Source organism: uncultured Campylobacter sp. (assembly GCF_937997535.1).
GTDB lineage: Bacteria > Campylobacterota > Campylobacteria > Campylobacterales > Campylobacteraceae > Campylobacter_B.
In genome coordinates this window covers 1-26479 of sequence record NZ_CALKTT010000083.1, presented here as the reverse complement: position 1 = coordinate 26479, position 26479 = coordinate 1, and the positions used below count along the sequence as shown (strand labels likewise).

23 protein-coding genes and 1 pseudogene are annotated in these 26479 nt (G+C 47.0%); 3 read left to right on the top strand and 21 right to left on the bottom strand.

The window, feature by feature from the left end; translation table 11 throughout:
- Nucleotides 1–2408 (bottom strand): hypothetical protein (locus Q0117_RS07955; RefSeq protein WP_297924375.1); only part of this gene is annotated, 2408 nt, incomplete at its 3' end.
- 848 nt (nucleotides 2409–3256) lie between these two features.
- Nucleotides 3257–4678: a Do family serine endopeptidase gene (locus Q0117_RS07950; protein WP_297924373.1), complete on the bottom strand. Its 1422-nt coding sequence runs from the start codon at nucleotides 4676–4678 to the stop codon at nucleotides 3257–3259.
- A gap of 168 nt (nucleotides 4679–4846) precedes the next feature.
- Here Q0117_RS07950 and Q0117_RS07945 point away from each other — a divergent pair, with 168 nt between their 5' ends.
- The 3 genes from Q0117_RS07945 to Q0117_RS07935 all read left to right on the top strand — a co-directional run bounded on the left by Q0117_RS07945 (nucleotide 4847) and on the right by Q0117_RS07935 (nucleotide 8204).
- Entirely contained in the window at nucleotides 4847–5761 is a 915-nt protein-coding gene (locus tag Q0117_RS07945; protein WP_297924371.1) for a DnaJ C-terminal domain-containing protein, read from the top strand.
- 12 nt (nucleotides 5762–5773) lie between these two features.
- The gene (locus Q0117_RS07940) at nucleotides 5774–6085 is read left to right on the top strand and encodes a helix-turn-helix transcriptional regulator (protein WP_005870178.1); all 312 of its coding nucleotides are present in this window, start codon (nucleotides 5774–5776) and stop codon (nucleotides 6083–6085) included.
- A 487-nt stretch (nucleotides 6086–6572) separates the two neighbouring features.
- Entirely contained in the window at nucleotides 6573–8204 is a 1632-nt protein-coding gene (locus Q0117_RS07935; RefSeq protein WP_295152028.1) for a cation:proton antiporter, read from the top strand.
- 294 nt (nucleotides 8205–8498) lie between these two features.
- Here the strand turns inward: Q0117_RS07935 and Q0117_RS07930 are convergent, their stop codons facing one another.
- The 19 genes and pseudogenes from Q0117_RS07930 to Q0117_RS07840 form a co-directional block, all read right to left on the bottom strand.
- Nucleotides 8499–9500, bottom strand: coding sequence for a hypothetical protein (locus Q0117_RS07930; RefSeq protein WP_297924369.1), 1002 nt, complete (start codon nucleotides 9498–9500; stop codon nucleotides 8499–8501).
- Nucleotides 9501–9870: 370 nt separating this feature from the next.
- On the bottom strand, nucleotides 9871–10548 hold the full coding sequence (locus Q0117_RS07925) for a class I SAM-dependent methyltransferase (protein ID WP_297924367.1): 678 nt from the start codon (nucleotides 10546–10548) through the stop codon (nucleotides 9871–9873).
- Nucleotides 10548–10679 carry a hypothetical protein gene (locus tag Q0117_RS07920; RefSeq protein WP_297924365.1) on the bottom strand — a complete coding sequence of 44 codons (132 nt, stop codon included), beginning with the start codon at nucleotides 10677–10679 and terminating at the stop codon, nucleotides 10548–10550. Before Q0117_RS07920 ends, Q0117_RS07925 begins: the two co-directional genes overlap by 1 nt.
- 271 nt (nucleotides 10680–10950) lie before the next feature.
- Entirely contained in the window at nucleotides 10951–11370 is a 420-nt protein-coding gene (locus tag Q0117_RS07915; protein ID WP_297924363.1) for a hypothetical protein, read from the bottom strand.
- 174 nt (nucleotides 11371–11544) lie between these two features.
- The gene (locus tag Q0117_RS07910; protein WP_297924361.1) at nucleotides 11545–12078 is read right to left on the bottom strand and encodes a hypothetical protein; all 534 of its coding nucleotides are present in this window, start codon (nucleotides 12076–12078) and stop codon (nucleotides 11545–11547) included.
- On the bottom strand, nucleotides 12071–12754 hold the full coding sequence (locus Q0117_RS07905; protein ID WP_297924359.1) for a hypothetical protein: 684 nt from the start codon (nucleotides 12752–12754) through the stop codon (nucleotides 12071–12073). The genes Q0117_RS07910 and Q0117_RS07905 overlap by 8 nt, the downstream gene beginning before the upstream one ends.
- A gap of 196 nt (nucleotides 12755–12950) precedes the next feature.
- Nucleotides 12951–13217 (bottom strand): ABC transporter ATP-binding protein, encoded by a 267-nt coding sequence (locus tag Q0117_RS07900; RefSeq protein WP_297924357.1) that lies wholly within the window; start codon nucleotides 13215–13217, stop codon nucleotides 12951–12953.
- Between the two features lie 348 nt (nucleotides 13218–13565).
- A complete protein-coding gene (locus tag Q0117_RS07895) occupies nucleotides 13566–14204 on the bottom strand; it encodes a YggS family pyridoxal phosphate-dependent enzyme (protein ID WP_297924355.1) in 639 nt (212 codons plus the stop codon).
- The gene (rseP, locus tag Q0117_RS07890) at nucleotides 14201–15316 is read right to left on the bottom strand and encodes an RIP metalloprotease RseP (RefSeq protein WP_297924353.1); all 1116 of its coding nucleotides are present in this window, start codon (nucleotides 15314–15316) and stop codon (nucleotides 14201–14203) included. Before rseP ends, Q0117_RS07895 begins: the two co-directional genes overlap by 4 nt.
- Before the next feature lie 606 nt (nucleotides 15317–15922).
- Entirely contained in the window at nucleotides 15923–16930 is a 1008-nt protein-coding gene (locus Q0117_RS07885; RefSeq protein ID WP_297924351.1) for a hypothetical protein, read from the bottom strand.
- Between the two features lie 21 nt (nucleotides 16931–16951).
- On the bottom strand, nucleotides 16952–17509 hold the full coding sequence (gene pgsA / locus Q0117_RS07880; protein WP_297924379.1) for a CDP-diacylglycerol--glycerol-3-phosphate 3-phosphatidyltransferase: 558 nt from the start codon (nucleotides 17507–17509) through the stop codon (nucleotides 16952–16954).
- Nucleotides 17506–18285, bottom strand: a complete 780-nt coding sequence (locus tag Q0117_RS07875) for an enoyl-ACP reductase (RefSeq protein WP_291937459.1) — start codon at nucleotides 18283–18285, stop codon at nucleotides 17506–17508. The genes pgsA and Q0117_RS07875 overlap by 4 nt, the downstream gene beginning before the upstream one ends.
- Nucleotides 18286–19182: a 4-hydroxy-tetrahydrodipicolinate synthase gene (gene dapA, locus Q0117_RS07870; RefSeq protein ID WP_297924349.1), complete on the bottom strand. Its 897-nt coding sequence runs from the start codon at nucleotides 19180–19182 to the stop codon at nucleotides 18286–18288.
- A complete protein-coding gene (locus tag Q0117_RS07865) occupies nucleotides 19175–20428 on the bottom strand; it encodes a pitrilysin family protein (protein ID WP_297924348.1) in 1254 nt (417 codons plus the stop codon). Before Q0117_RS07865 ends, dapA begins: the two co-directional genes overlap by 8 nt.
- Before the next feature lie 1112 nt (nucleotides 20429–21540).
- Nucleotides 21541–22593 (bottom strand): annotated as a pseudogene (locus tag Q0117_RS07860) (quinone-dependent dihydroorotate dehydrogenase); the annotation flags it as partial.
- A 352-nt stretch (nucleotides 22594–22945) separates the two neighbouring features.
- Nucleotides 22946–24226 carry a hypothetical protein gene (locus Q0117_RS07855; RefSeq protein WP_297924346.1) on the bottom strand — a complete coding sequence of 427 codons (1281 nt, stop codon included), beginning with the start codon at nucleotides 24224–24226 and terminating at the stop codon, nucleotides 22946–22948.
- Entirely contained in the window at nucleotides 24223–24522 is a 300-nt protein-coding gene (locus tag Q0117_RS07850) for an AtpZ/AtpI family protein (RefSeq protein ID WP_297924344.1), read from the bottom strand. Before Q0117_RS07850 ends, Q0117_RS07855 begins: the two co-directional genes overlap by 4 nt.
- Nucleotides 24523–24553: 31 nt before the next feature.
- The gene (gene hemL / locus Q0117_RS07845; RefSeq protein WP_297924342.1) at nucleotides 24554–25825 is read right to left on the bottom strand and encodes a glutamate-1-semialdehyde 2,1-aminomutase; all 1272 of its coding nucleotides are present in this window, start codon (nucleotides 25823–25825) and stop codon (nucleotides 24554–24556) included.
- Entirely contained in the window at nucleotides 25822–26190 is a 369-nt protein-coding gene (locus Q0117_RS07840; RefSeq protein ID WP_297924377.1) for a cytochrome C oxidase subunit III, read from the bottom strand. The genes hemL and Q0117_RS07840 overlap by 4 nt, the downstream gene beginning before the upstream one ends.
- Nucleotides 26191–26479 lie beyond the last annotated feature (289 nt).

The following is a 26479-nucleotide window of genomic DNA, read 5'->3' as shown; positions in this document are numbered from 1 at the left end:
GTTGCAGAGCCGCTAGCTTTTGCTCCTTTTACGTCGCCGGTAACTTGGCCGTCATCGACATTTACGGTGTTATTGGTTGCGCTGCCGACCGTCGCCTCTGCGCCCAGTGCGCTGCCCGCTACCTGTGCGCCTCCCTCTATCGTCACGGTGTTTTGCGAAGTACCGGTGCGACCGTGTCCGCCCCAAACGTTCTTTTTGGCTTCGCCACCGTTTAATTTTACGGTATTTTTATCGGCAGCTTTTTGCGAACTTAATCCGCCGTAGACTTCATCATTTGCGGTAGTATTCGTTAAATTTACGATATTTTCTTCTGCGTTATTGCTTATGCTATATCCGCCGTAAATTTCTTTCGTCACGGCGCTATCGTTTAAATGCACCTCATTTAATTTAGCGGCTCCGCTTGAAGACTGACCGCCGATAACGGAATTTATTTTTGAGTTATTTTGCGCCGTTACGATATTTTTTGCGGCATCTCCGCTATTGGCTTGACCGCCGCTTACGATGCCGTCCACTTTAGCGCCGTCTAAGGTTACTTTATTATCGTGGGCACTACCGCCGCTCGTATTAACGCCACCGCCATTGACTTGATTTTTGGCATGAGTGCGGGTTAAATTTACGGTATTGTTAAATGAGTTTACGCCTCTTCCGCCGAAAATCGTACCGCCTACTTCGCCGTCTTCTATATCTACGATATTTCTTGAAGCATCGTTAGTAGTGGATGTGCCGCCGTAAATTTCACCGGTTACGACGTTATTTCCTCTAAGCTTGACGTGGTTGTCTTCCGCTTTGCCGCCCGCGGCATTACCGCCGTAAATATTCTCGCCGACTTTGGAGTTAGTCAAAAATACTCTGCTGCCAGTTACGGCGCCGTTAGAGCTTTCTCCGCCGGTAACGCTCTTTTTAAAAGTCGTGCCGGTAGAGGTTACTTTATTATTTGAAGCGCCGGTTTTACTCTTGCCGCCTATGGCCTGTTGACCGATCTCGCCGCCAGTCAGATCTAAATAACTATTAGTAACCGTTCCGCTGCGGCTCTCTCCGCCAATCAATCTTCCGCCTATTTTTGCGTTACCGTTAATTTTTGCGTAGTTATTCGCGACATCCTTATTGTTGCTTCTTCCGCCGATTGCATCGCCGGTTATTTGGCCACCGGTTAATTCCAAATAGCTATTATTAACCTTGCCGTCGTAGCTAAGTCCGCCGTATACGCCGTCATCGTTGCTTGAGTTCGCACCCGTGACCTTGCCGCCGCTCATATTCACATGAGCTCCATCTATGTCGCCATAATATGTAAAAGCGCCATAAATTGCCTTGCCTACAGTACCGCCGCTAATGGTAACATAATCACCTTGGCTATTAGAAGCAAGATTATGGGCATTATTTCTATAATAGCTTCCATATGCGTAATTAGTTACATTACCGCCCTCAATCGTAGAGTGATTAGCAATGGTTTTACTAACCATATATGCGCCGTTGATATTTCCAACCTCGCCTTTTTTCAACCAACCGTGGTTGTTTTTAGCCGTCGCCTTACCGCCGCCTCCGGTAATGCCGCCGCCTGTACCATTAGCGACCAAAACATCAGTGACTTTAGCGCCGTTATTATCTATAGTTACGACATTGTTTTGTAAAACAGCGGTGCTATTTTCTGCAGCTATTACTCCATTTACGTTTACTAAATTTACAACACCGGTAATATTTACTTTATTACCGTCTGCGCCGCCGTTTTCTACCGCAGCGCCCGCGACTCTACCGACGATAATAGGCGTACCGCTGATATTTACTTCGTTATTATTTGCTTGATTTGTACCGGTCGCTCTACCGCCCATTAGCGATGTGCTGTTAAAATTATTAAAATTCTTGTAGTATATCTTAGTAGCGCCGCTAACATTTACGATATTGTGTATGGCGTCTCCGCTATTGCTCGCTCTACCATACCATGTGCCGTTGCCGCCGAGTACGACATAATGCACTTCTGCGCTATCTAAATTTACTGTATTGTTTTGTGCGCCTTTTCCTTCGCCGCCCACAAGTATCGCTACCGTAGCGCCATTATTGACATTAAGTATATTGTTATTTGCCGAGGTAACTTGCTCATATAAAAAACCCTGTCCCAAATTGGTACCATCGCCGTTACCTCCGCCATAAATCGTGCGATTCCAAGTGCTTACGCCACCCGAAGCAACGCCTCTTATTGTTACGATATTATTATCGTTTTGTCCGTGAGCATTTACTTTACTTTCAAAGCCGCCCGAGTAATTTTCACCGGATGATTTATATAATTGACTTGGAGTACCGTCGCTTTTAGTTACCGTTATGATTCCATTACCAGCTAAAGCTTGCGAAGGAGCAATGGCTAAGCACGCCGCCAAACTCAAACCGGAAATAATCGGTATTTTAATATCTTTCATAATCCATAATCCTTTGTAAAAAATAAAAACTATCCATTATACTATAAAAATACCTATTTACAATAAATTTAATACAATTTCTAACGAAAGGTAGCTTAATGCGAAAAAATGGGTATTGCGATGCAACGTTTTCGATAATAAAGTAAAATTTCAGCTTATTTTTGTTATCGAAGCTTAAACGAAAAATTACGATTACAAAATGATGGAATTTTAAAATTCCGACCTTAAAATTTAGCCAGCGGGATCCCCAAGAAACGACGCTGCGAGAAAAGCGCTAGAATAAAAAGACAGCAGTTTCTGATATTGATAAATAGGGCAAGGCATAAATTTTATAAATTTGGATTTTGTGGAATTTAAAGCGAAGCAATATATATGAGAGGGATTAAAATTTGAAGTCCAGGCTAGAAGTGCATACTTTTGCGGTATGTCATTAGCAAAGAGATTAAAATTTTAAAGCAAGTTCCAGGCGAGGCGATAAAAACGATAAAGTAGCGGCGCGGAGAGTTAAATTTTAAAAATTATAAGTGAAAACAAAAGCAAAATTCTAAGAATTTCAAGCGAAATTTGGGCTTTCAGCGGTATTTTGAAATGGCAAAGGGCTTTCGGCGGAGGTGCTTTAAAATAGCAGAGGGCTTTCGGCAGCATTTTAATGCTCGCCAAAAGCCCATTTTTATAGTTTATGTATCTCTTACGCTCGAAAGCTAGGAATTCCGCTTGTCAAAAAGTCCAAAACCTCAAAAGATCTGCTGGCTTACTCGCAATGTTCCGCTAATGCTTTGTCCTGGGCTCGCCGCGGTTAAATTTTAACGCTTTCGCGTTACTCGCCGCTAAAGCCTGGTGGGCCAAGCTTAGCGGATTACAAGACCTTGCGGAATTCCGCGTCTGATAACCCAAACTAGGGTTTTCTTGCCCTTGTAATCTTTGATGTATCGATCGAAGTCGTCTGTGCTTTTGACATCGTTTTGACCGACTTGGATGATCACGTCGCCTACCTCAAAGCCGTAATCATCGGCTTTTGAGCCATCTTTGACGCTTAAGACGAGGGCACCCGAGACATCGTCGTCGAGGTTATATTTGCGGCGCAAGCTGTCATTTAACGTCCTTAGCTTTAGCCCCTCTATTGCGCTTTTTGAGTCCTCGCCGGCTGAGCCTAAGGTGGTGGAGTCGGATTTCATCGCGTCTAGCTTGATAGTCGTGCTCTTGCTTTTGCCGTCGCGCTCAAATTCTACATCCACTGAGCTTCCTGGAGCCATTGAGCCGATTAAATTTTTTAGCTCGTTGGCGTTTTTGATAGATTTGCCGTTTATTTTGGTAATCAAATCGCCGCGCTTGATGCCTGCTTTATCGGCAGGCATGTCTTTTTCGACGCTTGAGATTAGCGCGCCCTCTTTGCTTTCATAGAGCTCTTTTTGATCTTTAGACATATCTGAGATCGTAACGCCTATAAAGCCACGCTCGATCTTGCCGTTTGTGATGAGCTTTTCAGCGATCTCTTTTACCATATTTGAAGGGATCGCAAAGCCTACGCCGTTATTTCCGCCGCCGCGACTTAAAATGGCGGAATTTATCCCCAAAAGCGCGCCGCGACTATCCACTAGCGCGCCGCCTGAGTTGCCCGGATTGATCGAAGCGTCGGTTTGGATGAAATTTTCATATTGATTTAGCCCGATATTGTTTTTATTTAGCGCCGAGATTATGCCTTGAGTGATGGTGCCGCCCACGCCGAAAGGATTTCCGATAGCAAAGACGATATCGCCCTCCATAGCCTTGGACGAGTCGGCAAATTTAACCGCAGAGAGATTTTTTTCGTCGATTTTGATGATCGCAAGGTCGGTTTTAGGGTCGGTGCCGATTACCTTGGCTTTATATTCCTTATCGCCTTCTAATAGCGTAACTACGATCTCGTCAGCGTTTTCTATTACGTGATTATTTGTGACAATATAGCCGTCTTCGGAGATGATGACGCCAGAGCCTAGCGAGCTTCCCTCGCGCTCCTGCTGCTGTGGAATGTCAAAGTCGAAAAATTGCTTAAAAAACGGATCGTCAAACATCTGTGACATCGGGCTGTTGCCTGCTTTGATCTTGGTTTTAGTTGCAATATTGACGACGGATTTTTTTACGTCCGCAACGGAGCTGTGATATGAGAGCACGACATCTTTATCAAAGCCCGGATTTACGCGCTCATAATTGCTTGGAGCTTCTTTAATGTCTATATTAGCGCCAAAAAGCGCACCTGCTAAAGCTATCGATATGATGATCGATTTTTTCATTTTTATATCCTTTGTGATAATAAAATTTTGGCGGAATTATAAATTTTGTCCGCTAATATATTCTTAACGCAAAATTAAAATTTATAAATAGAATTTAGCAAACTTGATTGACACTCACTAAAGTTTTATGATATAATCTACATAAATTTTAAGATTTTAAGGATTAAAATGGCAAGCACAAGCAGTTTATACGAAACCTTAGGCGTGGATAAATCAGCAAGCGCCGAGGAGATTAAAAAAGCTTACCGCAGGCTAGCTCGCAAGTATCACCCGGATATCAATAAAGAGCCTGGAGCGGAAGATAAATTTAAAGAGATCAACGCCGCGTATGAAATTTTAAGCGACGAGAAAAAGCGGGCGCAGTATGACCGCCACGGCGACGAGATGTTCGGCGGACAGAATTTCCACGATTTCGCGCAGGGTTCGGCAAACATGGGCGATCTAAACGACATCCTAAACAGCATTTTCGGCGGCTCCTTCGGCGCAAAAAGCGCAGGCTCACGTGGCGGATTTAGTTTCAGCTCTTTCGGTGGTGGCGAGGGTTTTAGTGGCTTTAGCGGCAGCAGTTTCGGCGGCGGATTTGGCGGCACACAGAGCCTAGATACGCACAGCTCGATTGAAATTCCTTTTGAGACCGCGATACAAGGCGGCGAGATGAGCGTGCGCGTGGGCGGGGAGACGGTTAAATTTAAAGTACCCGCGGGTATAAATGCGGGCGAGAAGCTGCGCATAAGGGGCAAGGGACAAAAATCAGGTGCTCAAAGCGGCGATCTAATTTTAGAGATAAAAATCGCGCCAAGTGCCGAGTACACGCGCGAAGGCGACGATCTTTTCAAAAAAATCGACGTTCCTTTAAAAACGGCGCTGTTTGGCGGAAAGGTAGAAATTTCGACGCCGAGCAAAAGCGCAACGATAAAGGTCGCAAAAAATACCAAAAACGGGCAGAAATACCGCTTAAAAGGCTACGGCGTGCAAAACCGCAAGAGTAAAATTTTAGGCGATCTATACGCGGTGGTAAATGTCGTTTTGCCCGACGTCGATTCGCTGGACGAGGACGTCAAAGCCGCGCTACAAAAGCTATAAGGAGGCATCAAAATGCATGATTACGATGAGCCGGTTTATCTCATATCGATAGTTTCGAAGGTCCTAGATATCCATCCGCAGACGCTGCGGCAATACGAGCGCGAAGGACTCGTAAGCCCGGGGCGCACGGAGGGCAAGATGCGCCTGTACTCGGCACATGATATGGACCGCATACGCATGATTTTAAACCTTACAAAGGAGCTTGGCGTCAATCTTGCGGGCGTGGATGTGATCTTTCGCCTGCAAGAAAGGATTGCCGAGTATGAGCGCGAGATCGAGGAGCTGCGGGCTAGAATTTTAGAGCTTGGCGGAGAGACAGATTAAAGTTTGCGAAATAAAAATTTTAAAGCTCAGCAAAAATCGGATCCTGGCGCTATAAGCTGAAATTTTAATGCTATCAAAAAGCAAGATCGCCTCTTAAGCGTAGATTCAAGCGATAAATTTTGATTTTCAGAGAGGATTTGTGGACGCGTTAAATTTAAAGTCGCACTAAATAAACCCGGGCGAATTTTCTTGCAATTAAATTTAAAAGCCGTCTTATATAATTTAGCTTTAAAATTTAAAATTTCAAGCCGCGTTAGATTTTAAAATTTTGTCGCGAACCTCTAAATTTAGCGATAAAGTGTGACATAATTTCTCTATTTTTAAGCGGGATTTTAGTAGAATCACATTATAAAATTTACCCGTAAATTTATATGAAAAGATAAAATTTCATCGATTATCGCCTCCGGTAAATGGTCGCGGATAATGTAAAATTTGACAATAAATTTAGCGCTAAATTTTACGTATAATCTTACAAAAAAGGGAGTTAATGGAGCTTGTTATAGAGCTATTTCTTGCGATCACCGCGCTTGCGATAGTGCTAAATATCGTCTTTAAAATTTTTGAAATTCCCACTATCATCGGCTATATCGTCGCGGGCGTGTGCTTTTCGCAGATATATAGCTTAAGCAGTGTCGAAAACGCCCATATGTCCGAGCTGGCGGAATTCGGCATCGTCTTTTTGATGTTTACCATCGGGCTTGAGTTTAGCTTCCATCACCTGATGAGCATGAAAAAGGACGTATTTTTTAACGGCATACTCCAAGTACTCGGCACCGGTATTATTCTAGCGCTCATCATCGATCAAGCTTTCGGCGGAAACATAAAAACCGTGATGATTATCGGGCTTGCGCTCGCGCTTAGCTCTACGGCGATCGTGCTAAAAACGCTCAACGAAACAGGCGAAATCAACCAAAACTATGGGCGCAAAGTGCTTGGGATCCTGCTCTTTCAAGATCTCGCCGTCATCCCGATCTTGCTGATGATCGACATCTTCGGCTCGACCGACAATACCCCCGTGAACTATCTAATCTTAAAAACCGCCGTAAGCGCCGCCATAGTGGTAGTGATCCTTTTCGTGCTCGGTAAATTCGCTTTTAACCGCTTCCTCTACTACGTCGTAAGGACAAATTCTAAAGAAATTTTCATCGCGACCATCCTTTTTACCGTCGTGGGGGCTAGCTTTTTGGCGCATGTTTTTGGCTTTTCGTACACGCTGGGCGCATTCATCGCGGGCATGCTCATCGCAGAAACCGAGTATAAACACGAGATAGAGGCCGATCTGACGCCGTTTCGAGACATACTGCTGGGGCTTTTTTTCATCACGATTGGCATGCAGATAAATTTTGAAGTCATCGTCTCGCACTATGGGCTGATCCTGCTCGCTATTATCGTTATAATGGCGCTTAAAACGGTTGTGATTTATGCGATCTTATTTCTCTCTACTGGTAAAAGAATAGCGCTAAAAGCGGCGCTGTCGCTATGCCAGATAGGTGAGTTTGCGCTTGCGATCTTTTCGCTGTTGATGAGCCGCGATATGCTAAGTAAGGAAAACGGGCAAATTTTAATTACAGTCGTAACCGCGACGATGATTTTAACGCCGTTTATTCTTAAAAATTTAAACAAAATCGCCAACCGTTTCGAGTCTAAAGTTGAAAAGCTCGAGGATGAGGAGCATAAAACTCAAATCCCGCCGATGAAAAATCACATCATTGTAGCAGGCTACGGCAGGATAGGGCAAGAAGTTGTGCTACGCCTTAAAGATCAGGGGCTGCTATACGTAGTCGCCGAGAGTGATTTAGAGCTTGTGGATCTGGGCAAATCGCGCGGAGAGAACATATACTTTGTAAATATAATGCAAAAAACCGCGATCGACGAGCTGCATGCGCGCGATGCGTCGGTCATCATCCTAACGATTGCAAATCAACAAAAGCTAGACATCGTCGCTAAGATGCTAAACGGCTCTAATTTAAAAGCAAATATCATAGTGATGCATACGGGCGCCGATCCGCAAAGCGAGTTGCAGAGCGAATACGGCGAAAATTTTATATTCGTAAAAAAGGAGAGAGTAGTAGCCAATGCGCTTTTACAAGAGGCGCTGAAATGCAAGCTAACGCAGTAGCCTTGAGCGTTTAAGATCAAATTTAAACGCATTTGCTATGCCTAAAATTATCCACGCTCTTTATTATTCTTACTTCTATACTCAGCTAATTTGAAGCGTTTTAATGAACGCAGATAATAGATATATTTATAATAGCTGACTTGCAAATTTTAAAGACGCAAAGTGCTGCTTTGGATTGATTTAAATTCTAAATTTAAGCTGTCATTCCATAGCAAAAGGATACTCCGACAAGGAGCTGATGAAGTATATTCGCGCGATAAAGTTATTTAAAAATTCGTTTAAATTTTACTAATTTCACTCTTTTATCTCTTTATAAACGCTTAAGTTGCGTGCTAGGCAAACAAGGGTAGTAATAACGGACACAGGCGTCACTGCTAGAAGATAAAATAAGCCAAAAAATAGCCCTATATCGTTAGATTCACTACCGCCGCCGGCAAGCCATAACGCTATAGCCATAATGGGATAATACAAAACTAATGTCACAATCGCAAAATTTTCTATCGCGAAAATCGTATTGCTTTTTTCGGGATTTTCTACGAAAAGTTTGCTGTATTTGCGTTTTGAAAAGAAAAATATAATCGTGCAAACGGCGCTAACTATAAACGCCCAGTGTAATTCGTACGAATTTGGTAAAAATAAAATCAAAAAAACCGTTGTCGCAAAACTCACGAAAGCAAATCTGATCAAACGGTGAAGTTGATATTTTTGCTTTAAATTTTTTGCAATTTGTGCTAGAGCTTTGCCGTACTCTAGCGCTTCCTCTTTGCTTTGGATAGATTCTGTTTCAAGGCTCGCGTCATTAAATTTTTGCTCAAATTTAGCGGCTTCATCTTGGGCGCCTTGCGCCTTGCCGTTTGTTTTGTTAAAATTTTGCTCGCCGGAAATTTTATCAGCGACCGCTCCGCTAATTTTTGTCTGCGATTTTGGTGCCGGTAAATACACGGTCTCATCGGCGTCAAATTCCGGATTTGCGTTATATGTTATTATCGCCACCGGAATAGCGATAAAAATAGCGGGTATAATCTGACGTGTATCCCAGTCTATGTGATATTTTATCTGTAAATAAAATCCGATTAAAGCATAAAGGACGTAAAATATCGCAGCCACATGTATCCATATAAGCATAAAGGCCTTATCTGCATCGCTAAATAAAAGCAGGGCGTATTTTTTATACTTCAGCCTGTTTAGGCAGACGAGTATATTTATCGCAGATAGTGCGAGCATGCATAAAAACGACATTATGGGCGCATCATTTACAAACGTAAGAAACACGACGATATAAATCAGGAAGGTCAAAAGCGTCCCGAAAAACAGATATCTACAAAAGCGAAATCTATCGTAGCTTTTTAAAATTTCTTGCGGAATTTGGCTGATGTCCGCGGGGATTTTGTCTTTTTGCGTTTTTACCGCCTTTATCGGTTATTTTAGCTCAAATTTTGCTTTTTTACTCCGTAGCGTTTTAAATTTAATGAAGCGAGCTTTTTGGCTTGCTTCTTTTTTAGCGGACAAGCAATCCCGATTTTGCATTAAATTTTTAAAAATGAATACTTACCGGCTCCTGCAATTTTATCGATAAAATTTTTAGCAGGCTAAATTTACGCTTCATTTCTAGCTAAATTTAGCTTCAAAATTTATCCTGCTTCATTCATAAAATAAGGCAACCAAGCTAAAGCTCATCTGTTTTATCCACCCGCACGAACGCCCAGTGCATAAAATCCCGCTTTGGCTCGTATTTGCCGCTGTTAAAATACTCCGCTAGTCGCGCCTCCTCTGTTTCGCTTAGCTCGCCGCCAAGCATCCAGCGCGTCTTTTGCACAAACTCCTCCGCACTTTTCGCTCCGCCGCCGTGGCATTGGGCTTTAATGTAGCTGAGGCTCGGCAGATAGCCCATTTGAAACAGGATGTTTAAAAGATAGACGAAGTCGGGCCTTTGCTCCACTTCGCGCCCTATCGCATCCAAAATATCCCCGTCCACGAAGCTGCCGCCCACCTTAAACGTGATGTAAAGCGCCTTTTTGGTCTTTGAAAGAAGCTTTTTAAGCGCGGTTTTTAGATCATCCACCTCAAGGCAGCGCGAGGCAAAAACCACGTCGCACGCGGGCACGTCCGACCAGTCGTCCTCGAAGGCTTTTTGCGCAAATTTTGCGTTTTTTGCGCCGTAAATTTGAGCATTCTCGCGGGCGAATTCCGGCATTTTGGACGAAAAATCGTAGCCGTAAATTTGATCCACCTTTTCCGCCGCCAGCACGCTTAGCGCGCCTGCGCCGCACGCGAAATCAAGCAGCGTGGAGACGCCCGTAAAATCGACCTTGTCTATAAACTCGCGCGCGTAGGTGCTTTTCATCACGCCCTCGTTGAAGCTCGGCGCCTTTTTGTCCCAATGCTCGGCCAGTTTTTGCCGAATGAGCTTTTTGCTTTTTGCGCCTTATAAAGCGCATCAAAGTCGATCTCATCGTAGTTTGAAGCTAAAATCATAACTATCCTTTCTAAAATTTAGCGAGCAGATCGCACCGGTTTTCGTTAAATTTTAACGTAAATTTATGCGCCGCCCCAAACCTGCCTGAAATTTCAAACCGCCCGGCGAGAAATACTAAGGCAAGCCCACCTCTGCGTATTTTATCTGCTCTAAATTCTTTAAATTTTTACCAACGATCGCAGTTAAATTTTAGAAAGTCCGTGCATAAATCAAAATTTTTAGTTTGTCGTCCGCGCTTGTTCGCTCCGCATTTAAATCGCCGCTGTGGATTTATTGCAAAGCTCCCAATCTAGCCGCTATCACCTTCTGCATCGCTTGATTTTTCTTGTTTTTGGCTAAAATTTGCAGCCTCTTTTTGCCGATGCGTTTGTCGGCAGCCTTTAGGATATTTGCAAGCCCCCATTCATCGGCACCAAAGTGCTTTGCGAACAGCTCCTCTTTGGGCGTGTCGATATATTCGCGAATAAGCTCGCCGATGTCGCTTATGTCGTTACCATACGGATAAATTTTCGTTAGAGCGCCCCCTACTAGGCTTTTTACGCCGCCGCTTTTTAGCACGAAATCCTTCGGATAATCAAAAATAATCTCGCTCGCAAGCGTGATAAAATATCGCGGCAAATCCGTGCTGCCGCGCCTGCTTTGCATCCTATAAACCGTGCAGTGGAGCTTAAAATCAATGCTTTCATCCACGAGCTCGTAAAGTTGTTTTGCAAGCTTGCTTCAGCGTTTCATTTTTCCCCCTTATTTATTATCGCCTCTTGCGATTTCGCGCGTAGCTTTTGCCGCCCTTTACGACGATCGCGCTCGAAGGCTCCGCGCCTTTTCTATATTTTTTGCAAATTCGCTTTGTAAAATTCTGCCTCGCTAAACGCTCTCCCAAAATCTAGACTCCGTCTTGATCGCTCCTCGGTTTTTCTCGCGTAAAATTTGCAAAAATTCTTTAAAGCTCGGCGTAAAAATCGAAGCGGCGGGCACAAATTTATACTCGCTCGCACCGTCTTGCTCGGGCTTGTTCGCGCTGCCGCGTTCAAGCTCGCTCGCGCCGCCAGCAAAGCGGATCCGCCAAATCCTAGCATGATTTATCCGTATTTTTGTGACTTCAAGCGCTAAAATTTGCTCAAATTTATACCTCGCCGCGAGCTTCTGTCCATCAAAAACGTAGATAAAATCCTGATCAAACCAAAGGCCCTCGCACGAGATAAAAAATCGCTCCAGCCAGAACAAAAACTGCCGCACGGAAAGCCTTTTTACCGCACTTGCTTCGCTTATCCCATCTATCGCGGCAAGCTCGCGCGAGCTAAGCTTGCGAGGGTTGCGCCAAAAAAGCGTCCAAACAATCCCGCCCAGAAGCAAGACGCTAAAAATTACGATTAAAATTTGAATTAAAGCTTCAGCCATTTAAAATTCTAAGTCCTTTTAAAAATGCAAATTTCGCCTCCGTATCGCCCCAAAACGAGCTTCTGCTAAAATCCGCCTCCGCGCCGTTTGCAAGCTCCTCGTAAAGCTTATAAAATCGCCCTTTGTAGGTGCAATCGCTTAGGCAGATGTTGAAAAACGCCTCCGTCGCGTCCTTGCCGCCGAAATAATATACAAAGTAGATCGGACGCAGATCGAAAGCGCTTAGATTTTTGTTAAATTTAGCCCCATGCTGCATCATAAACTCTACCGCCTTTTGTTTGTCCTCAAAAAGCTCAAAAATAGGCAGCGCGTAGTCCTTGATAGCCGCGCTAATCTCGCGAACGCTGGGCTCAAAGCTGGCGCCCGCGAGCTGCCAGTCGCGAAACTGTTTGCGCGGCGTGAGATAGCCCAGCTGCGATACGAAAACAAGATCGGTTGAGTAGGACAGCTCCTCTTGCATTAGCTTTTTTAGGCGCTTGCAGTAGATCGCGATCTGCGGCAGGATGCTCACGCTGCCGGAGTAATTGCGCATGCTGGAGCCAAAATAAATTTCAAATAAAATCTCCTTGTCGCTTGCAAGCTTCGTTAGTTTTTGCCCCTTTTGCGTGGGCTTGAAGTACGCAAAATTTGCCGCGATCTCATTGCAGCCGTTTAAAAATATCTCGCGCGGAGTCATGATTTTCCTTTTAAATTTATCGTTTAAATTTAGACGTTTTGCTCGCTAGCAATTCGGTTTGCTGCTTGCATTGCCAAAGTCGCGATTCGCAAGCTTGGCGTTTTATCGACGCGCCGTCTTGCCGCCGAAAACCATATAATGCGCGCAATTTTACCCCAATTCGGCTAAATTTAACGGCGCTATGCGCCTGTAAAATTTATAATCTATCCTTATATCTTTCGTAGTTGATGCTGTAAATTTTATAGATATTTTCGGCGTTTATGAGCTGCTCGCTGCGCCCGAAAGCTAAAATTTCGCCGTCTTTTATAAACAGCGTCAAGCTTGAAACGAACTTCGCATGCCGCGGGTAGTGCGTCGTCTGCACGAAGGTGTAGCCCTCGTCGCCTAGAGCTTTTATCATCTCGAGTAGCTTGATCTGATTGCCGAAGTCCAGCCCATTGGTAGGCTCGTCCATAAAGATCACTTTCGCTCCCTGCACGAGCGTGCGCGCGACGTATGCCAGCTGCTGCTACTTTGAAATTTCATCTTTTAAAATTCCGTCTTTATACGGATCGCGCTTAGAATTTTATATCGCCGCGTCTTTAGAATTTGCGTAGTCGCGAATAAATTTTTATTGAAGTTTAAAATTTGATGTCGTGTTGTTGCGCTGCGTAAAATTTCAATAACGCGCTAAATTTAAGTAGCACGTAAAATTAAGCATTGCGCTAAATTTCAAGTTACGCGCCGAATTTAGCTCGCGCGACAAATCAAGCGCGCCGTATAATAAAAGCGGTATAAATTTGCTCGCGCGATAAAGCCCGTCTTTCGGCACTTAGGCGTATAAAATTCTACCCAGGCGGATCATGTTCGAGCCGCATTTGATCGCGAGCTCAAAATCATCGCTCATCCCCATCGAGCAGATCCGCGCGCCGTGCGGCACGAGCGCATCGAAGATCTCACGCGTCGCCTCGAAGCTTCGCGCGATCTGCGCGGGCTCGCTCACGTGCGCGCCGATACTCATCACGCCGATTAAATTTAGATTTTTGCACTCCTGCTTGATGCGCAAAAACTCCTCCACCGCGCGGTTTTTATCGAGCCCAGTTTTGGAGCTCTCGCCCGCGGCGTTGATCTCCAGTAGCGTATCTAGCGGATAAGTTAGCCGCTTATTCACGGCAAGCGCGAGCTCGCAACTGTTACAGCTCTGCCACAGCGTCGGGCGCAGAGCGATGAGCTGATTGATCTTGTTGCTTTGTAGCGTGCCGATGAAGTGCCACTTTAGCGGTAGTTCGCGCAAGGCCTCGCTTTTGCGCTTTAGCTCCTGCACTCTGTTTTCTCCAAACGCGATCTGTCCTTGCGAATATAGCTCGCGCACCTCATCCGTGCCTACGTTTTTGCTTACCGCGACGAGCTGCACTTCGCCCGCGCCTGCTTTCGCAGCCTCAATGCGCTTTAAAATTTCATCCAGCCTCATTTGTAAAATCCCAAAATTCTAGCGAAATCATTCAGCACCGTAAATATCATCAAAAGCGCTAAAATCCCCATGCCTACGTAGCTGGCACTCACGAATACCCGCTTTGGCACCGGGCGGCGGAAGATGAGCTCAAAAAGATTAAACGCGATGTGCCCGCCGTCGAGCGCGGGGATAGGAAAGAGGTTGATAAGCCCTAAATTTACCGATATTAGCGCCACGAGCGCGAGCAAGACCGCCGCGCCGTAATCGACCGCCTTTGAGGTGATGTCTGTAATGGCGACGATACCGCCCATCTCCTTGGGCGAAACGACGCCGCTGGCGAGCCTTTCTAGACCTACCAAGATGAGCTTTGATGCCTCCACCGTCTGATCCCACGCGAAGCTAAGCGAGCTTGCGCCCTTGTGATACAGCGTCACGGTAGCGTTGTAATCGGGCGAAATGCCGATGAGCGGCACTCTGATGCTCTCGCGCCAGATGGTTTTTTTCTCGCCGAGCTTCGGCGTGAGCTGCAGGCTCAGCCGCTCGCCGCCGCGCATGATTTCTAAGCTTAGAGGTGCGGCGGTTACTTGTTTTGAGATATCGTCCCACTCGCGGATCTGCTTGCCGTCAATTGATAAAATTTCATCGTTTAGCATTAGCCCTGCGCTTGCCGCGGCGGAATTTGGCGAAATTTTACCGACCTTGGGCGCGAGCTTTTCAACGCCGATGTAGCCCAGCGCGATGTAGATCAAAAACGCAAGCAGCAGGTTAAAAAACGGCCCCGCAAAAAGTATGATTATGCGCGCGATCGGGCCTTTGGAGTTGTAGCTATCGGGGTCCGCGCTTACTGCGGCGGGATCCAAATCCTCCTGCCCCTTAAGGCTCACGTAGCCCCCCAGCGGGATCGCGCTGATGGCGTACTGCGTCGCGCCGATACGCTTGGTAAAGACCTTCTCGCCGAAGCCCACGCTAAAGACGTTCACCCCCACGCCCAGCGCCCGCGCCGCCAAAAAATGCCCCAGCTCGTGGAAAAAGATGAGGAAGCTGATCGCCAGCACCGTGACCATAAAATTTATCGAGTAAAAATAAAATCCGACCGCCAGGATCGCTAGCGTTAAAATTATGCTTTTCAAATTTCAAACCTTTGTAAAAAATGGGCTAAGCTTACTATTATTTTGCAAATTTTAAGCTTAGATTGCCGTTTAAAGCCTTGGCTCGCTTTTTTTAAACTTGGTTAGCTTTGAGCTTAGCCCGCCGCCGTTTCAGGCTATAAATTTGGCTAAATTAAGGGCGCGCGGGCGGATGGAGGGCGTGAGGAATTTAAAATTTTAAAAGCGAAATTTTACCGCGAAATTTTGCGGAGCGGATTATAAAATTTCGCCGTGCGGGGTTTGTGCTTTGAAATGCCGCTATGCTTTGAAATTTCATTATGTTTTGACAAGTCGTCATGCTCTAAAATTTTGTTGTGCTTCGAAATTTCGTCGTGTTTTAAAATACTGCCGCGCCGTCCTGAAATTTTGTGTGGCGGTTTAAACGAAATTTTACGCCGTAAAATTTTGCGCAGCGGATTTTATCTTTCAAATTTTATAGGCTTAGCACGCCGCCGTGCGTGCATAGATCAAGCATCTATAGAATTTTATCGGTAAAATTTGAACGTGAAATTTCAAAATTCAATGTCACCGTTAAAAGTGGAATTTTATGCCGAAATTCTATCGCTAAAACCCACTTAAGCGCGAGTTCTAGCGTCTTGCGATGAGGTTTTGTAGCTTCGCAATCCATTGTTTTAGTTTGGCAAAAAATTCTGATTTAACTTCGAATGGTTGCGAGATCAAGCTTAGTTTAAATTTTTCATCTATTAAATTTGGACTAAAGCCCTTTAATCCGCTTTCGCAAGTGGATCTAAACATTTTGCGTATTAGTCGTTTTATTTTGCCTTGCGTCGGCGCGGCGCTGCGATCGCCTAAAATTTCTATTTTCTTTATCTTATAACTGATTTCATTTACTTCATCTACGGTTTTGTTGGAAATTTGCTTTAGCACTATATTTGCGTGGTATTCGTAATAACCGTGATTGTAATGGGTAAGCGTAAAAAGATCATTACTGCCAGCCGAGCCCACTTTTATAAGAAAAATCTCGTTTAGCTCCTTTGAGATACACCACAGACCATCTATCTCATCTCGGCTTAAGCTAGCTAGACCGTGTTGATTTCTAAATGGATTTATGATTTGCTCTAGGTTATCCTCAAAGCGGTATCCATCAATCAAAAATCTACCTACATAATCAATGTTGTAATCCAGTGCATCTATTAGCAAAACATTTTCATTTTCGGCGTTAAGGGCGTCTTGTAAAATTTTAAAAATATCGCTTTGACTGAGCTTGCCGCTACTTCTCGGTTCTAGCGCATAGAGTTTATGGATACGTCGCTTCTGTCCATTTATCATCCTAAAATCGCCAAACCAAGCACCGTAAGTAATGACTGCATCAAACATTTTACCTTGATAATACAATCTGTACGCGTTAAAATCTAAATCGCAATGATCCCAAAAGCCGCTAAAGCTCCCGTAGTTTATAAGCCAGGCACCAAGCTCTCTATCTATGCGCCAGCTTAATTCTATAGAAATCTCAGGATAACATCTGAATGGCAATCGATTTTTAGAAATTTTATTTCTAATATCTTTTTGAACTTTATGGAGATTATACTTTCTTGCATTTTCTTCGCCGATTTTTTCTTCAACTACGAAAGCCATATCTAGTCTAAATTCTAAAATTTAACTCTTTTTCGTCGCCTTAGCATACGCTGCGACGTACTCAAAGCCCGAATATAGCGTCAGTGCGACCGCGATCCAGAGCAGGGCGTTTGCATAGGGCCACTGCATCGTGAGCCAGCCGATAGCGATCATCTGAAAGACCGTTTTTACCTTGCCCGCCATAGACGCGGCGACCTCTACGCCGTCGCCCGCCATCGCCACGCGAAGCCCAGTGATGAAAAACTCTCGGATTAGGATCAGATAGATCGCCCACGGGCTAGCGCGCCCGATAAACATAAGCCCCAAAAAGCCCGCAAGCGTCAGCATCTTATCAGCGAGCGGATCGATGATGGCGCCTAGCTTGGTCTTCTGGTTCCAAGAGCGCGCGATGTACCCATCGAAAAAGTCCGTGACGGAGGCGATGACGAAGACTAGCGCGGCAAAATAATCAATCCAGCTTACGTGCACCGAGCCCACCATGCCGCCGTTTGCATGGCCGGCTAGTAAGATCAGCCAGAAAAACAGCGGCGCCAGCGCAACGCGAAAGCTCGCTAAAATATTGGGTAAATTTAGCATTATTTAAAGGTCGTTCCGCCGTCGACGATGAAGGTGTGTCCCGTCACCCAGCTAGCCTTGCTCGAGCATAGAAATAAACATGCTCCCGCCAGATCCTCCGGCTGTCCCATGCGTCCTAGCGGGCTAAGTTCGGCGGTTTTATCGCGCACCTCTTCGTAGTTCGTAAAGGCCCGCAGCGCGTCCGTCTCGATCGGTCCGCCGCTTACTACGTTTACGCGGATGTTTTTCTCGCCGAGTTCGGTTGCGGCGTAGCGTGCCATCGCCTCAACCGCGGCTTTCGCCGTGCCGTGACCCGCGTAGTTTTCGATATAGACTAAATTTCCCGTGGAGCTAAGCGATATGATCGAGCCGCCGCCTACCGCTTCCATGCGCTTTGCCGCTTCTTGCGCACCCACGACGAAGGCATTTACGGTCGCGGTAAAGATATTATTGATGCCGCGCGGCTTTAGCCTCATAAATTTCGTGTATCCGCCCGCGACTGCGCGACCGGAGATGATGGCGTTTGAGATGAAAAAATCCACTCGCGCAAAATCCTCGTCGATCTTGGCAAAGAGCTCCTTGTAGGTCTCTGGCTCTAAGATATTTAGCGCATAAGCGCGCGCCTTGATGCCGTAAGCCTTCTCAAGATCGGCTGCTTGTGAAGTCGCTAGCTCCTCATTGGAATTATACGTAAAAGCGATATTTGCTCCCGCAGCTGCGAATTCCAAAACGATCGCCCTGCCTATACCTCTCGTGCCGCCGCTGATAACTAGCGTCTTTCCTTTAAATTCGTTCGTCAATTAAAATCCTTTGATAGTGTATTGTTTCATTACGTTTTCTATTTTTTTGAGGTTTTCCGTGCTCGGCTCGCAAAGCGGCAAGCGGTACTCTAAACTCGGCGTTAGGCCTGCAATATACATCGCCGCTTTGATAGGGATCGGATTGCTCTCGCAGAATAAAATTTTATTGATCGCGTAGAGATCGTCGTTGATCTGCTTGGCTTTTAAAAACTCATTTTGCAACGCAAATTTCACAAGCTTTGCCGTGTAATCGGGCAGTAAATTTGCCGTAACGGAGATCACGCCCTTACCGCCGTTACTTAGTATCGGATAATTGATCGCATCCTCGCCGCTAAGCACGCTAAGGCGCGGCTCGTGCGCGAGTAGATCGACGCATTTATCGATGCTGCCGCTTGCTTCTTTGACGCCGTAGATGTTCTCGCAGTCGTTAAAAAGCTTGATGATCGTATCTGCGGCGATGTCGCAGCCGGTGCGTCCCGGGACGTTATATAGTAGCACCGGCAGATCTACCGAGCTTGCGATCGCCTTGTAGTGCAGATAGAGTCCCTTTTGGGTGGGTTTATTGTAGTAGGGCGCTACGGATAAAATTCCGTCCGCGCCGTGAGCCTGCGCAAACTGCGCGAGCCCGATCGCTTCGTGAGTTGCGTTGCTGCCCGCGCCCGCTAGCACCTTGACGTCCGTGCCCTTGCACGCATCTACGGCGATCTCGATACAGACGCGGTGCTCGTCGTGCGTCAGCGTCGCGCTCTCGCCCGTGGTGCCTACTGGCACAACCGCGCTTATGCCGTTTGCGATCTGTCTTTTGATGAGCTTAGCGTAGGTCTGCTCGTCTAATTTGCCCTCTTTAAAAGGCGTGATCAGCGCCGTCATAGAGCCGATTATGACATTTTTATTCATCGTTTTCCTTTCGTAAGATAATGCTCGTGGAGCTTTTAAGGCTTAGATAGGTTTTCATCGCTTTTTTAACCGCGTTTTTATCTAGGCTTTTTATATCGCGCTCCAGCCTAAATAGCGCGTCCAGATCGCCGCGGACGATGTAGCTGCCGTACATCTGCGCTACCTTACTAGCGCTGTCGAGGGAGTAGATCAGATCGCTGCTTAGGGTGTTTTTGATCTTTAGCATATCGTCGTCGCTTATTTTAGCTTTTTTGGCTTTTTCGATCAGCGCCAAAATTTCATCTCTTAGCGCCTCGCCGCTTACGCCCTGGTTGCAAACGGCAAAGACTATAAATAAATTCTCATCCTTACCGCTCATATCGTAGATGTTGATCTGATTGGCGAGCTTTTTCTCATCGACCAGCACGCGCTGTAAAAGCGAGCTCTTGCCGCTGCTAAGATATATATCCATCGCTTTGATCGCCGCGGCGTCAGGATGGTTAAACGGCGGAATTTTAAAGGCGACTGCAACGATCTGCGCCTCGCTGTTTTTGTAAATAACGCTAAGCTTCTCGCCGTCTTGCGCGGGCTCGGTGCAGTGAAGGCGCGGAATTTCGCTTTTGTTTTTTACCGGCGCGAAGTATTTTTTAGCCGCATCAAACGCAGCCTTTTCGCCGATGTCGCCGGTGATCAGCAGCACGGCGTTTTGCGGCTGATAAAATTTAGCGTGAAATTCTTTGATATCTTTGATACTCCAGTTTTCGATATCCTTGCGAAAGCCGATCGGCGTCCAGTGATACGGATGGTACAAAAACGCGGCGTTATAGAGCCTGAAAAATAGATATCCGAACGGATCGTTATCGGTGCGCCACAGCCGCTCCTCGAGCACGACCTTGCGCTCGGGCTGAAATTCTTTGTCTTTGAGACTTAAATTTTGCATTATGTCGGCGTAAAGATCCAAGCAGACCTCTAAATTTGAGCTCGCGCACTTGATGAAGTAGTGCGTATAATCAAAGCCCGTGCTTGCGTTATTTACGCCGCCAAATCCCTTTACGATTGCGTCAAACTCGCCCGCCTTGCGATTTTTTGTGGATTTAAAATTTAGATGCTCCAGCATGTGCGCGATGCCGCTTTTGCCCATCACCTCGTCGCGCGAGCCGACGTTGTAAAACACGTCCACGCTGATGACGCCGCTGCCTTTATTCATCGGAATGTGATAAATTTGAAGCCCGTTTTGCAGCGTGATTTTCTTAAATTTCGGAAACATTAATCTTTTTTCGCCTTTCGTTTTTTGCTTGAGTTTTGCTCTGCGTTTTGGGTACCGCTCGCTTCTTTGGCCTCTTTAGCCTCGGCATTTTTAGTTTTTGCGCTGCTTTGCTTTACGTTTTTGCTCTTGGAGCTTTTGCTTTCCGCGCTATTTTTTGGCGCGGTTTTAGTTTTAGAATTTTTACTTTCTATGTCGTTTTTTGACGCGACTTTGGTCGCGGCTTTATTTTTAGATGCGGTTTTTGTTTTGGCGGTTTTGCTTGCCGCGACACTTTGTTTCGCGTTTTTGACCTCTAAATTCTCGCTCTTTGCGTCGCTTTTCGAGATATTTTTTGCTTCGGCGCCATTTTGCTGCGAGGCGCTGTTATCCTGCGCGACGTCCTTCTGCGAGGCGTCATCATACTGCGCAGTATCTTTTTGTGCGGTGTCTTTTTGCGTAGCGTCCTTCTGTGAGATATTATCCTGCGCGGCGTCCTTATGCAAGGCGCCATTCTGTGCGTCATCTTTCTGCGAAGCGTCATTCTGCGAGGCATCCTTTGAAATTTTACCGCGCTTGGAGCTTGCGTCGACTTTTGAAATTTGACTTTGCTTTTGCTCTGTGCCGCCTTTAGACGCGCCTTTTGAAATTTTATCCGACTTTCGATCCGCGCCGCTTTGCTTTATGCTTTTAGCTTCTAAATTTTTACTTTTTGCGCTGCTTCGTTTTGTATTTTTAACCTCGGAATTTTTGTTATTCGCGCTACTTTTAATCTCTGAATTTTCGCTCTCTGCACTGCTTTGCTCGATTGATCTTTGATCCGTCGCGGTATCTGCGTTTACCAAGGCGTTTAAATTTGCCGAAGCGTCGGAATTTTCGTCCGCTTCGGAGCTTGAGTTTGTTTGAACGGCGGGAATTTTATCGGCTTGGGCGCTCGATATTTCGCTTTTGCCGTCGTTTGGAATTTCATCCGCATCTCTGCTCTCGGGTGCGTTTGAAATTTCGCTAGTTTCCTCGCCTTCAGGTGCGCTTGAAATTTTATCCGCCTCTTTGTCTTCGCAAGCGCGCAAATCCGCGCCGTTGTCGCGACTTTCGACTCGATCGCCTCTGGCGCCGTATCCTTCGCCCGCGCGATCTTTTAAATTTGCCCCGACCGCCTCGCCGACGCTATTAAAGCCGTCTGCGCGTAGAAGCTCCGCGAGCCCCTCGTTGATCGATTTTGCGACGAACGGGCCTTTGAAGATAAAGGCGGTAAAAATTTGAACCAGGCTCGCGCCCGATTTGATGCGCTCGTAGGCCTCCTGCGCGCTGTCTATGCCGCCGCAGCTGATTAGGATAGTGCGGCCGAAGAGCTCGCGAGCGACCTGCGCGAAAAGCTCGCGCGATTTTTCGGTGATCAGCCTGCCGCTTAGGCCGCCGAAGTCCCTAGCATTGGGGCTTAGCGAATAATCAACGCTCGTGTTGTTTATGATGATGCCGCTTGCGCCGCTTTGCACCGCGCACTCGCACAGCGCGATCGCCTGATCCGCGCTCATATCGGGTGCCAGCTTTAAGACGAGCGGTCTGTTCGTGATCTTTTTCATCGCCCCGATCAGCTCGCTTATGAAGCTGTTTTCTTGCAAAGCGCGCAGATTCGGGGTGTTCGGCGAGCTTACGTTGATGATGAAAAAATCGCACAGCCCGTTAAATTTACGCCCCAAGGCTTCGTAATCGCTTAGCGCGTCCTCGTTCGGGGTCGCTTTGTTTTTGCCGATATTTGCGGCGATCGGGATTACAAAAGGATAAATTTTTCGCACGCGATGCTCGATAATATCGGCTCCTTCGTTGTTAAAGCCCATCGCGTTTTGGATGCTCTGCTCGCTAACGAGGCGAAAAAGTCGCGGCTTTTCGTTGCCGCTTTGAGGGCGCGGCGTAAAGGTGCCAAAATCGATGTGTCCGAAGCCAAGAGCGGCCAGCGGCGCGATCATTGTGGCGTTTTTGTCAAAGCCGCCCGCGATACCTACGGGGTTATCAAAGCTGAGATCCCATATATTTTGAGTTAAAATTTCATCTTTATAAGCGCCGAATTTTGCCAAAGCCTCAAGCCCGCCCGGAGTCGCATAGAGCGCGCGAAGTCCGAATTCTGCGATCTTGTGAGCGGTTTCGGGATCGAATAGAAAAAAGATTTTTTTCAAGGTATCATAATTCATAATTTTTCCTCAAATTTTGCGTAATAGTAGCTAAAATTTAATTAAATATAGATAAGGATTTCGCGCTGAATTGCAATTCGCGGCGGTTAAATTTAGTTTTAGAATTACGCGAGAGATGCCGGTAAAATTTCTACGGCTTGCAATGAGCGGTTTAAATTTACGCAGAAGTTCAAAGATGTGCGCCGCGAATTTTATAAATTTAGCCCGCCCGGATGCGTGCCGAAACGCGCGGCGTCCGTAGTGCAGCTCGCAGTGGCAGGCATCGCCGCGATTTTATCCTGCGCCGATCTGCGCTCAATCCCGCTGAAGCTAAATTTTAAAATTTAAAGCGTCCTGCTCGCGCCGTTTTAGTTTAGCGTGCGTCTTTGTCAGCGAAGGCAACGATCATCGTGCCCAGAGGAATGATCGTAACGCCCAAGATAATCGCTAGCGGGTTTAGCAAAGAGAGCTTGGCAAGCAGGTAGATCGCCGCCACGAGCGCCGCGTAAGACAAAATTTTAAACGGAGAGAAAAACGCCCCCGCAAAATTGCTCCGCACCTCGCTCCGCTCAAGCTCGCCCTCAAAATCGTCCGCGCCTTTGAAGTCATCCTTTGATCCGTCGCGAGCGGCGGCAATCCCGCCCCCAAAATCGCTCATACCGTCGTCCAGCTGGCCGCTATCTACATCGCCGCCACGATTGCCGCTATCTGCGCTATCGCTATGATTGCTGCGATCTGCGCCGCCGCCTAGGTCGCCGCTATCTGTGCCATCGCTATGATTGCTGCGATCTGCATCGTCACTCCAGCCGCCGCTATCTACGCCGCCGCCCAGATCGCTGCTCGCTAAATTTTTCAAGTCATCACAACGCTCGTCTATGCCGCCTTGCGAACTATCGCTAGTTTTCTCGCTTATGCCGCCGTGTAAGTCGCTGCAAGTCACGCTGCCATTCATATTAAATTTATCGGCGGCGTGCCCTAAAGCGGTCGCGTCGCAAGCGGAGGTTTTGTCGTCGCTCTTCGTAGAATTTACGTTGCACTCGCCAGCGGAAGCTCTGCCGTACTCGGCGTCTAAATTTGAGCTGCGAGTAAAATTTATATCAGCGGCAGAGTTTGCGGCACACTCAGCGGCGGTTTCGTCGTGCAGGGCGTAGTTGTCATCGTTTTCGACGCAGCTATCGCCGCTCGTGAAATTTACGGCGCTTTCGGAATTTTGAGTGTTTAAAATTTCGGCGCCTAAATTTAGATCGCTAAAGCTTTCTCTCTTTAAAATTTCGCCGTCGCAAATTTTGCTATATAAAATTTTATCGCCGCCGCCTATGCTGCCTTGGTTTTTGCTGCCGCAGCTTGCGGAATTTATATCGCAGGCGGAAGTTTCGCCGCTTATAAAACCGGCGGAATTTTTGGAGCTTTGCCGTAAAATTTCATCGTATTTGCCGGCTCTGAGTTCATCTTCTATTTTGTTGCGGTAAGCGCGAAACGAAAAATATACCGCGCCGAATGCGCCTAAAAATCCGGCCTCCAAGCTAAGAAGCCACGCAAGTGCCCGCACGCCGAAAGAGCCTGTGCCGAAAAACCCGCCGCCGCAAAGCGCTAGCCCAAGCAGGGCAAATGCCGCGTTTAGCGTGCAGTATATGAGCAAAAACCGCCTATTCAATCCCGCTCATCCCATTCATCATCGTCGTCGAAATTTTTCGGATCCGCCTTGTATTTCGGATCGTTTTCAAGCTCTTTTAAGCTCGAATTTAGCGCCTTGCACGCGCGGTAAACGTTCAGAAACGCCGCTGCGATGCCGATAGCGATGCCAAGCCATAATAAAAGCAGCGAGCCCGTGAGGTGCCGCAGCCCAAGCCCGATCGCTACGCCGATGCCGATCGCTACGACGATCGAGATGCCTAGACTGATGTCGCAGGCGCCCCTTACGATTTTGTTTAAATTTTTCGTTACTCTCATCTAAAATCCGTAAAATTTTAAAACGTAGCCCTCAAAGCGCCGCCATCGCTTCATCCGCGGCGTTTAGCGCAAAGTCGATCTGCGCTTCATTCATCGTGGAGCAGATAAAGCCCGTCTCAAACTGACTAGGCGCCAAAAATACGCCGCGCTTAATCATCTCGCCGTGGAATTTCGCAAAGCGCGTGGTGTCTGCTCGCAGGGCGCCATCATAGTCGCGCACCTCTTCGTCTGCAAAAAAGTAGCCGAACATCGAGCCTACGCAGGCGGTTTGCAGCGCGATGCCGCGGCGCTGCGCTATGGCGCAAAGCCCGTCTGTGAGCCTGCGCGCCAGCTCACCGAGCCTTTCGTAAAGGCCGCCGCTAGCGTAAATTTTACTTAGGCTGGCGATGCCCGCAGCCATTGCGACGGGGTTCCCGCTTAGCGTGCCCGCTTGATACACCGCTCCTAGCGGGCTTATCATATCCATGATTTCGCGCTTACCCGCAAACGCCGCTACGCTCATGCCGCCGCCGATGACCTTGCCGAATGTTACCAGATCGCCGCGGACGCCGTAGATGCCGTAGCTGCCTAGCTCGCTAGCACGAAAGCCGCTCATTACCTCGTCGATTATCAGCACGATCTTTTTCTCGTCGCACAGCGCGCGAAGCTCGGTTAAAAATTCTGGATCAGCCGGCACCAAGCCCATATTCCCCGCAATAGGCTCGATGATGATAGTGCCGATATCGTTTTGCGCTAGGACGTCCTTTACGCTTTGAATGTCGTTGTATCTGGCTAGGTAGGTGTTTTTCGCGACATCCTGTGGCACGCCCGCGCTGCTTGCATTACCGAAGGTGCTTGCGCCGCTGCCCGCTTTGACGAGCAGGCTATCGCTGTGACCGTGGTAGCAGCCCTCAAATTTTAAAATTTTATCCCGTCCGCTAAAGGCGCGCGCAAGACGGATTGCGCTCATCGTGGCTTCGGTGCCGCTGTTGGTAAAGCGGATCTTATCTAGAAAATCGAAATTTTTTAGCACGAGCGAGGCAAGCTGCGTCTCAAGCGGGCTGGATGCGCCGAAGCTTAACCCTTTTTTGGCGGTCTGCACGACGGCGCGCTCAATGTCCGCGTCGGCGTGGCCGAAGATTAGCGGACCCCAGCTCTGCACGAAGTCGAGATATTTTTTGCCCTCGACGTCGTAGATGTACGAGCCCTCGCCGCGATCCACCATAAAAGGCTCGCTGCCGACGTTGCCGAATGCTCGCACAGGCGAATCGACACCGCCCGGGATAAGTTTTTGTGCTGCTAAAAATTCGTCATGATTATTCATTTTTTCTCCTTCTTTTTGGGTTGATTTATCGATTTTATATATTTGTAGATGATGATGATCTCGTTTTGCGTCAGGAAGTAGCTTGGCATCACGTCGCGCGAGCTGCTGATCCCGTCGGCGAGCTCCTGAAGCGAGAGATTATTGATCGGCGGCGCGTTTAGGGCGCGCTCGTAGTAGGCGCCCGAGGTGCGGTTAAATTCTTTATACGTCGCGATCAGCGAGCCCTCGCCCCTCTCGCCGTGGCACTTGTCGCAGCCGATGCCGCGGGGGTTTTTATACAGCATCGCGCCGTACTCCTCGTCGGTGATAAAGCTATCGGCACACAAAATACCTGAAAATAGGGCCAGCGCAGGTAGATTTCGCATTAGATTTTTTGATAAATTTTGCATTAAATTTTAAACGGCTCGCTTTGAAAAATTTGGCGCAATGATATAATTTTTGAGCTTAAAAGCAAATACAGCGGCGCGAGCGGAGGAGAGGCTAGAATTTTAAAATTTCAAGGGCCTACGTTATATTTTATGTGTTAGTCTTTAAATATAAATTCTAATCAGTTTTATGATAGTGTGACAGAGGAGGCAAGGAAAGTACCTTGCCCCTTAAAATTTAAAACATAATCTCAAACCCTGCATTGATAGCACCACCTCTTGTTTTACC

Bases quoted from the DNA above. Each gene is read 5' to 3' on its own strand.
- Q0117_RS07940 (WP_005870178.1), top strand. From the start codon at position 5,774: ATGCATGATTACGATGAGCCGGTTTATCTCATATCGATAGTTTCGAAG.
- Q0117_RS07950 (WP_297924373.1), bottom strand. From the start codon at position 4,678: ATGAAAAAATCGATCATCATATCGATAGCTTTAGCAGGTGCGCTTTTT.
- Q0117_RS07895 (WP_297924355.1), bottom strand. From the start codon at position 14,204: ATGAGGCTGGATGAAATTTTAAAGCGCATTGAGGCTGCGAAAGCAGGC.
- Q0117_RS07840 (WP_297924377.1), bottom strand. From the start codon at position 26,190: ATGCGAAATCTACCTGCGCTGGCCCTATTTTCAGGTATTTTGTGTGCC.
- Q0117_RS07905 (WP_297924359.1), bottom strand. From the start codon at position 12,754: ATGACTCCGCGCGAGATATTTTTAAACGGCTGCAATGAGATCGCGGCA.
- Q0117_RS07945 (WP_297924371.1), top strand. From the start codon at position 4,847: ATGGCAAGCACAAGCAGTTTATACGAAACCTTAGGCGTGGATAAATCA.
- Q0117_RS07850 (WP_297924344.1), bottom strand. From the start codon at position 24,522: ATGAGAGTAACGAAAAATTTAAACAAAATCGTAAGGGGCGCCTGCGAC.
- Q0117_RS07920 (WP_297924365.1), bottom strand. From the start codon at position 10,679: ATGATTTTAGCTTCAAACTACGATGAGATCGACTTTGATGCGCTTTAT.
- Q0117_RS07935 (WP_295152028.1), top strand. From the start codon at position 6,573: ATGGAGCTTGTTATAGAGCTATTTCTTGCGATCACCGCGCTTGCGATA.
- Q0117_RS07885 (WP_297924351.1), bottom strand. From the start codon at position 16,930: ATGGCTTTCGTAGTTGAAGAAAAAATCGGCGAAGAAAATGCAAGAAAG.
- dapA (WP_297924349.1), bottom strand. From the start codon at position 19,182: ATGAATAAAAATGTCATAATCGGCTCTATGACGGCGCTGATCACGCCT.
- Q0117_RS07865 (WP_297924348.1), bottom strand. From the start codon at position 20,428: ATGTTTCCGAAATTTAAGAAAATCACGCTGCAAAACGGGCTTCAAATT.
- Q0117_RS07925 (WP_297924367.1), bottom strand. From the start codon at position 10,548: ATGAAAAGCACCTACGCGCGCGAGTTTATAGACAAGGTCGATTTTACG.
- Q0117_RS07910 (WP_297924361.1), bottom strand. From the start codon at position 12,078: ATGGCTGAAGCTTTAATTCAAATTTTAATCGTAATTTTTAGCGTCTTG.
- hemL (WP_297924342.1), bottom strand. From the start codon at position 25,825: ATGAATAATCATGACGAATTTTTAGCAGCACAAAAACTTATCCCGGGC.